We start from the raw sequence: 4,873 nt of genomic DNA, 5'->3' as shown, positions 1-4,873 counted from the left end.
GCACTATACGCCGGAGTTCGTCAAACGTTGGAATCGATTCGACACGCTCGCCGGACGGTCGTGGCGTGTCGACGAGACCTATCTGAAAATTCGTGACAAGTGGGTCTACCTATATCGGGCGGTTGATCGAGCCGGGCACACGGTTGACTTCATGCTCCGGGCAAAGCGCAATGTCGCCGCGGCGAAAGCGTTCTTCAGCAAGGCAATCAATCAAGGCCAGCCGCCGCAAACCATCACGCTCGATGGATACGCAGCGTCGCATCGCGCGGTGCGCGAGTTGAAGGTCGACGGCTTGCTGCCTGAGGACACCCAAGTCCGATCCTCGAAATACCTCAACGATGTGATTGAGCAGGACCATCGCAACATCAAGTCCAGGACGAACGCCATGCACGGCTTCAAACGGTTCAGACACGCGGCCGTCAAAATCGCTGGCATCGAGTTGGCGCATCGGATTCGCAAAGGACAATTCGATCTCGCGAGTCTGCGCCTCAAAGATCTCACTATGTCCGCCATCTGGAAGGCAGTTCTCTCAGCTTGATAGGGCAACGGCAAAGCGGCGGCTTTTCTTTTGATCGCCTTTATTTGCACCAGATCCGTACGAAGTTGGTGGCGGCGCGTACCCGTACCTCCAGATTCGGGACCAGCTCCGTGGTGGCACGCGGAACCGGAATGGCGCGACCCACCGCAGGCTGGGTTTGTCATGCCTTCCTGCGCGGTGGTTGCTTCATGTTTGCGGCGATTACAAGCCAGCACATCACCAGGGCCGAACAGGCAAAAAAGACCGCGCGTTGTCCATCTACCTTGAGCAGCCAGCCGCCCAGTATCCCGCCCATGGCAAGACCAATCGACTGCGCGGTGTTATACACGCCGCTGGCCGCGCCCTTGCGCGAACCGGGCGCCAGCTTGGACACCAGCGATGGCTGCGAGGCCTCGAGAATATTGAAGCCCAGGAAGTAGACGAACAGGATTGCCGCCACGATCAGAATCGTATGGGGAGCGGTGCCTAACAGCAACTGTCCAATCAGGATAAGCGCAATCGCGCCCAGCAGCACCGCCTTCATCTTGCCGCGCTTTTCCGCAGCGATAATGGCCGGGACCATCATCACGAACGCGAGACCCGTCACCGGCAGGTACACCTTCCAGTGCGAAGCGACCGGCAGGCCGCCCGCTTCGAGAATGCGCGGCACGACGAGAAAGAGCGCCGTCTGCGTCGCATGCAGCACGAGCACGCCGAAATTCAGCCTGAGCAGTTCGACGTTGCGCAGCACTTCGGCGAACGGCGCGCGTACATGCATCGGCTTCGGCGCATCGGGCACGACCCACAGCACCACTCCGATCGCAAGGATCGAGAAGACGCCGACCAGCGTGAATAGTCCGCTCATGCCGACCCACTGGAACACGACCGGTGCGCCAACGATCGCCACGGCGAACGATACACCGATGCTGCCGCCCACCATCGCCATCGCCTTGGTGCGATGCTCCTCGGCGGTAAGGTCGGCGATGAACGCGATGACCGCCGATGACACCGCGCCCATCCCCTGAATCACACGTCCGACAATGATCCACGTGATGTCGTGCGCGCCCGCCGCGACGAAGCTGCCGAGCGCGAAGATCAGCAGGCCGGTGGCGATCACGGGCTTGCGGCCGATCTTGTCGGAAATCCAGCCGTAGAAGATGTAGAGCAGCGACTGCGTGACGCCATATGCGCCCAGCGCAATGCCCACCAGCAGGACGTTGTTGCCGCCGGGGATTGTTTTCGCATAGACCGAGAACACCGGCATGATCATGAACAGGCCGAGCATGCGCAGCGCGAAGACGCCGGCGAGCGACATGGTCGCACGCCTCTCCGGCGCGCTCATGCGTGAAGAGATTGCGGAAGAATTGGACACCGGCAGCACCGTGAGTGAATGCGCATAACCCGCGGTCTGGCGACGGGTCTCGCATCGCTGTTAAAAAGAAACCCGGCAGTCAAGGCCGGGTTTAAAGATCGCCCCGGAAAGACATGGGAGCGACCGGACGTATTTTGCGCCGCGCCCCCTTGGGCGGCCTTCTCGAAAAAGAACCGACATGGACCTAGCTTACCTTGGCCGTTGCACACACGCTCAAAATCGATTCGTAGTGCCACCGATCTGCACCGCAAAAGCGCCTGGCAGCAGAACCAGCTGATTAATCGCGTCCACATGGACGCCGTACAGTAATGCCTGTTGCTTAAGGGAGCCTTAAATTTGCACTTGGCGGTGGTGAGCCGGCGCAGTGCCAAAGAGGTAGATTGCTCAGAAAGCGGTCGACGGATTTTGGCTGGGCTCGGTGAATGCAAGCCACGCAGCGAATCGGGCGGCGAGTTGTTTGCGATAAAGAGAGGCGCGTTGAGGTGGCCCCGTTCGTTCCGACAGTCTTTTCGATTTTTAAGTTGAACGCTGGGCGTCACGCTGCTGTTGGAATCGTGGGCAGCATCGCGAAGTAGGCTTCATCTGGAGTCTGGTCTGAGAGACTTGAATGCGGCCTTTTCTGGTTGTACAAGCCGTCAACACAACGCCCATATCAGCGTATCAACGGAGGTTCTCTACCGCTGGCACCCGTGGTACGGGCACACGGTATGGATTTTCACCACGATAGAGAGGAAGAACGCCGAGTCAGTGCTGCGCTGTGGGCGAGAGCCGTTCGACACGGCAGGCTTGCTGGAGGTGCCGCAATGGATGTTCGACCCGTTGCCTGCTGTCGCATTACCTCGGCAACGTCTCCCGCCGTCAACTGTGAAGCATTGAGGGAACTGAAGTACCTGCTGGCGCAGGCGCCTGCTGCCACGCCGCGCGGTATGGTACAAGCCGAGCACCATCCTTTGCTCCGTACAGGAAGTGCTGATGCGACGCCAGACAAACCCCCAACCGGGCGGTCAACTCGACCTGTTCCGTCCCTTTCCGAAGACACCACAATGGGCGCACCTGCCGCAAGAGGTCCGGCAGCAGACGGTGCGTTTGCTGGCGCAACTGCTGCGGCAACAGCGTCGCGGGTTGCTCGCCGCCGTACACGAGCCGGAGGTGCGCGATGAGTGACAAGGTTCGGGCGCAGCATCTGGCGCGCAAGGCCATGCTGTACGTGCGCCAGTCGTCGGCCTATCAGGTCAGCCACAATCTGGAGAGCCAGAAGCTGCAGTATGCGATGCAGGATCGTCTGCATCAGTTGGGCTGGAACGAGATCGAGGTGATCGACGAGGATCTGGGACGCTCTGCGGCCGGAACGCAAACGCGCACGGGCTTCGAACGGATGGTCGCAGAGGTCTGTCTTGGGCACGTCGGCGCAGTTGCCGCTCGCGAGGTTTCACGATTCGCGCGCAACAGTCGCGAGTGGCAGCAACTGGTTGAGGTGTGCCGTGTCGTCGACACGGTGCTCGTCGATCAGGAGACCGTCTACTCACCGCGGCAGAGCAACGATCGTTTGCTGCTCGGCTTGAAGGGCAGCCTGAACGAATACGAGCTGGATCTGTTGCGTCAGCGTTCGCTCGAAGCTCGTCGGGAGAATGCTAGCTGCCGACATGGACCACGGAACCACGGGGTCCGTGTTCGCTCCGCTGTTCGGCGAGCCCGCGTGCACGCTGACGTCGGTGTCCCGTCTAGCGAAGCTGAGTGGTGCGCGAGTCGTACCGTTTGTCACTGAAGTCCGCCCCGGTTTCAGTGGATACAAGCTGACAGTATTTGAATCGCTGGCTCAGTATCCCTCGGGCAATGAAGTGCAGGATGCCGGCACGATGAACGCTTTCCTCGAACAGCAGATTTTGCGCTTTCCCGAGCAGTACTATTGGGTACACCGCCGCTTCAAGCATCGCCCAGCAGGCATGCTGGATGTGTATTGAGGAGAACTTGCCCCTGGCACGCAACTGGTCGCGGGTTTTTCCAGCTAGCGGCATCGGGTGAAAGGCCCGCCGAGCGCGGGCTCTACCCGCCCGACACGAATCGGCTAGAATTCCGACGCTTTGAAGGTCGAAATGGCCGAAAGTCAGTCTAGGCAAGAAATCCCAACGGACTTGGGCGTCAAAGAGTTCGAGCAATTTGTCTGGCCACGTCTGAGCAACGACCGTCGCGGGCCCGCCCGAAAGTGCGCATGCGATTTTCAACTACATCCTGAAGGCGCTCTGTCTCGGCTGCAAGTGCAAGGAGTTGCCCATCGAGAAGGATTGGCATCGCCGTCCCGAAATCCACCATACCCCCATTTATAGCGCCTTCCGACGCTGGGAATCGGACGGATGCCTTGATGCCGTTTTCGAGGCTTCGGTGTTCTGGCTTCATGGCGATCACCGCCTGGACACGCGCATCATCCATGGCGATGGCAGGACAACCGCCGCGAAGAATGGCGGCGACAATCTCGGCTTCAGCGGCCACAAGAAGCTCAAGGGCGCAATGTGGTTGTCCTGTGTGACAGGAATTGCAACGTCATCGCGCGGTTCGTCAGAGCACCGGGCAATCGCAATGAATCGCCACTGTTACGAGAAGCGCTGCCGCGCCTTACGAGCATCGCCCGTGCGGTGGGGCTGGATCTGCGGGGTACGGTTATGAGCCTGGATGGCGTGTACGATTGCCGGCCCAACCGCAAAGCCATTTGCAATCGCGGCATGGTGCCTAACATCAACCCTAATTCGCGCGGCAGAAAAGGACCGAAGCGCGGGCGCAAGCCGCTGTTCGATCCGGCCATCTTTAAAGAACCGGCGATGAAACAAAGGTCTCGAAGCAAGTGATCAGCTTCGGCAGTAAGCGCATCCCACACCTTGTGATTACCCACATTTCAGCCACGAAACCTGGTAACCTGGCACGCGTTATAGTCATTGCGCGAGCGAGATGGCTGAAGAAGAGCGGGCAGACGAGCGAGCCTGGTTCGAGAA

Annotated in this window: 5 protein-coding genes and 3 pseudogenes; 5 read left to right on the top strand and 3 right to left on the bottom strand. The window is 59.8% G+C overall.

Annotated elements, in window-relative coordinates; translation table 11 throughout:
* A partial coding sequence (locus F759_RS0135120; protein WP_027803876.1) for an IS6 family transposase occupies positions 1 to 538 on the top strand: 538 nt, incomplete at its 5' end.
* Between the two features lie 160 nt (positions 539 to 698).
* On the opposite strand, the gene F759_RS0135115 is transcribed toward F759_RS0135120, so the two are convergent.
* Positions 699 to 1,889, bottom strand: coding sequence for an MFS transporter (locus F759_RS0135115; RefSeq protein WP_209440542.1), 1,191 nt, complete (start codon positions 1,887 to 1,889; stop codon positions 699 to 701).
* 384 nt (positions 1,890 to 2,273) lie between these two features.
* A pseudogene (locus tag F759_RS45475) lies at positions 2,274 to 2,366 on the bottom strand (IS6 family transposase); the annotation flags it as partial.
* Positions 2,367 to 2,861: 495 nt separating this feature from the next.
* Here F759_RS45475 and F759_RS0135110 point away from each other — a divergent pair.
* The 3 genes and pseudogenes from F759_RS0135110 to F759_RS39805 form a co-directional block, all read left to right on the top strand.
* Positions 2,862 to 3,053, top strand: coding sequence for a hypothetical protein (locus tag F759_RS0135110; protein WP_027803874.1), 192 nt, complete (start codon positions 2,862 to 2,864; stop codon positions 3,051 to 3,053).
* Positions 3,046 to 3,462, top strand: a pseudogene (locus F759_RS39810) (recombinase family protein); the annotation flags it as partial. The gene F759_RS0135110 and the pseudogene F759_RS39810, both read left to right, overlap by 8 nt.
* A 55-nt stretch (positions 3,463 to 3,517) precedes the next feature.
* Positions 3,518 to 3,850, top strand: a pseudogene (locus F759_RS39805) (LpxL/LpxP family acyltransferase); the annotation flags it as partial.
* A 178-nt stretch (positions 3,851 to 4,028) separates the two neighbouring features.
* On the opposite strand, the gene F759_RS44730 reads toward F759_RS39805, so the two are convergent.
* The gene (locus tag F759_RS44730) at positions 4,029 to 4,376 is read right to left on the bottom strand and encodes a hypothetical protein (RefSeq protein ID WP_027803873.1); all 348 of its coding nucleotides are present in this window, start codon (positions 4,374 to 4,376) and stop codon (positions 4,029 to 4,031) included.
* Between the two features lie 170 nt (positions 4,377 to 4,546).
* Between F759_RS44730 and F759_RS44725 the strand changes: the two genes are divergently transcribed.
* Positions 4,547 to 4,729 (top strand): hypothetical protein, encoded by a 183-nt coding sequence (locus tag F759_RS44725; protein WP_244439004.1) that lies wholly within the window; start codon positions 4,547 to 4,549, stop codon positions 4,727 to 4,729.
* The last annotated feature ends 144 nt before the right edge of the window (positions 4,730 to 4,873 follow it).

It is taken from the genome of Paraburkholderia dilworthii (assembly GCF_000472525.1).
Taxonomy (GTDB): Bacteria; Pseudomonadota; Gammaproteobacteria; order Burkholderiales; family Burkholderiaceae; genus Paraburkholderia; species Paraburkholderia dilworthii.
This window is presented reverse-complemented; position numbering and strand designations above follow the sequence as displayed.